This is a genomic window from Rahnella sp. Larv3_ips, assembly GCF_003697865.1.
GTDB classification, from domain to species: Bacteria; Pseudomonadota; Gammaproteobacteria; order Enterobacterales; family Enterobacteriaceae; genus Rahnella; species Rahnella rivi.
On the sequence record NZ_MJIB01000018.1, the window covers coordinates 1 to 2,174 of the forward strand.

The window sequence follows — 2,174 nt, forward strand, 5'->3', positions numbered from 1 at the left end:
GTGAATACGCCAGCGTGGGCGACCAGAGCGGGCTGTTTGCCGGTAATCAGGGCTATGACATCTACGTCGGTGACCATACGCAACTGAACGGTGCCGTGATTGCTTCGACCGCTGATGCGGCCAATAACAGCCTGAATACCGGGACGTTGGGCTGGGACGATATCCAGAACAAGGCAAACTACATTGCCAGCAGCGTTGGGGTCAGCGCCGGTTTCTCATCCAGTAAAGACCAGGGGGACGTGCGGCACAATACAGGGGGTGTGCTGCCGGTGATGACCAATGCCAGCGGCAGCGCATCGGGCACCACCCGTTCAGCGGTTGCTGATGGCAGCATTACGGTACGAGATACCGGTCAGCAAACACAGGAAGTGAGTACGCTGAGCCGTGATACGGAGAACGCCAACGGGCATATCGATAAAATTTTCGACAAGCAGAAAATAGAAGAAAATCAGGCCGTGGCGCAGGCTATCAGCCAGGTGGGCGTCCAGACGATGCAGAATGTGGTCATGCAGGCGCAGGTGAATGCACGAAGTGACGCGCTCGCAAGATTGTCAGGCACGGCGGAGTACAATAAAGCTTCACCTGCAGACCAGCAGAAGATGCTGGAGAACTCGCCGGAATACATCGCAGCAGAACAAAAGTATGGTATCGGCAGCCCGTTCTGGACGGCAGGGACAGCAATATCAGGCGCGCTGGCACCTTATCTGTCGCTGGCCGTGAAGGCGGCGACCACGGACAGCAAAGGCAACGTTAACGAAGTCGAAAATATCACCGGGCATGCGCTTGCCGGCGCAGTGGTCGCCTATCTGCAGGGCGGTTCTGTGTCGGGCGGTGCAGTCGGGGCCGCGACCGGTGAACTGGCTGCGCAGTTGATTGCGAAAGAGCTGTATCCGGGAGTAAAACCGGAAAACCTGACGAATGATCAAAAAGCGAATGTCAGCGCACTGAGCACGCTGGCGGCCGGTCTGGCGGGTGGCGTGGCCGGGAATTCGTCGGTGGCTACAGGAACGGGGGCGGTTGCTGGGAAAACGGCGGTTGAGAATAATGCGGAGGGTGACCTTAGCGAATTCGAGAAAGATGCAGAAGAGTTAAGGAAAAAAGAGAATGAGATATTTGGTGCGCTTCCTGACACTGAAAATCCTGAGCTGACACATAAAGTAGTAAGTCCAGGGTTAGGGCCAGGGGTTGGAGTTGGTGCAAAAGGAAGCAATGGGGCACAGAGCACAGTCAACCAAGGAAAACTTAACTCTCAGCTTCTAGCTGAAGAGGTCGCGAATGGCCATGCCTACGAGAAGCATGTGCTTGAACGGAAAGAGTTCTCTGACCTTGGTATCAGTACTAAAAGTCAGTTCCAAAGTTTTGTGGAAGGTATTGTTACTAATCCAGAAATTGAACGCCGTCAATCTGTTGACGGGACAACTTACTATCTTGATAACTCAACTAAAACCATTGTCATTAGAGGGCAGAGAGGTGAAGCTACTGCCTTCAGACCAGACAAAGGTGGGGTTGGTTGGGATAACTATATTAATTCTCAGGTGCCGAAGAAATGAGTGAGAAAATGAACGATTGTGATTACATTAATTTTAGAGTAACCCCCAAAGAGCTTAGGTACTTTGTTTCATGTGGATTAGCGTTAATTCAAAATGTTCCAGAGGGCTCTCTAACTACATACTGTGGATTAAACAAGAATGAGATTATTGATATTTCTATTCGATTGAGGGCGTTAGCTGATGAAATTGGCGTACAAATGTAATTAGGATTCAGATTAACCAAATCCGAGTGATCCTAAAAATGCTGTTCACGAAATAATAAAACCGGTTTATGGGGTAGTGCCGGAGGTGCTGCTGGTGCAAAAATCTCAGGTACTGCGCTGGAAAAGGCCAATCCCATTACTGTGAGTGGTATCTCTCTCAGCAAGGAAACGGGCATTGGTGCTCAGGGCTGCAGTTATGCGTCCAAAGGCAAGGCAGAGGGTGAAGCGCCGGTGTATACGTCAACATCTCCGGAGCGCAGGCGCTGGGCGATAAAATCACGGCAAATATCGGGCGTGATTTGACGCTCACCAGTCAGCAGGATATCGACGACTACCAGAGTAAACAGCAGAGCATCAGCGGTGGATTCAGCTTCACCTTTGGGTCGATGACCGGCTCCGCTTCCCTGAGTATGAGCAAGTC

At 51.5% G+C, this 2,174-nt stretch carries 2 protein-coding genes and 1 pseudogene; all 3 read left to right on the forward strand.

Annotation, left to right across the window (positions count from 1 at the left end; genetic code table 11):
- Window positions 1-1,550 (forward strand): VENN motif pre-toxin domain-containing protein (locus ED901_RS25580; RefSeq protein WP_305775606.1); only part of this gene is annotated, 1,550 nt, incomplete at its 5' end.
- Entirely contained in the window at window positions 1,547-1,753 is a 207-nt protein-coding gene (locus tag ED901_RS19505) for a hypothetical protein (protein ID WP_122096979.1), read from the forward strand. The genes ED901_RS25580 and ED901_RS19505, both read left to right, overlap by 4 nt.
- A gap of 245 nt (window positions 1,754-1,998) precedes the next feature.
- Window positions 1,999-2,174, forward strand: a pseudogene (locus tag ED901_RS25495) (hemagglutinin repeat-containing protein); the annotation flags it as partial.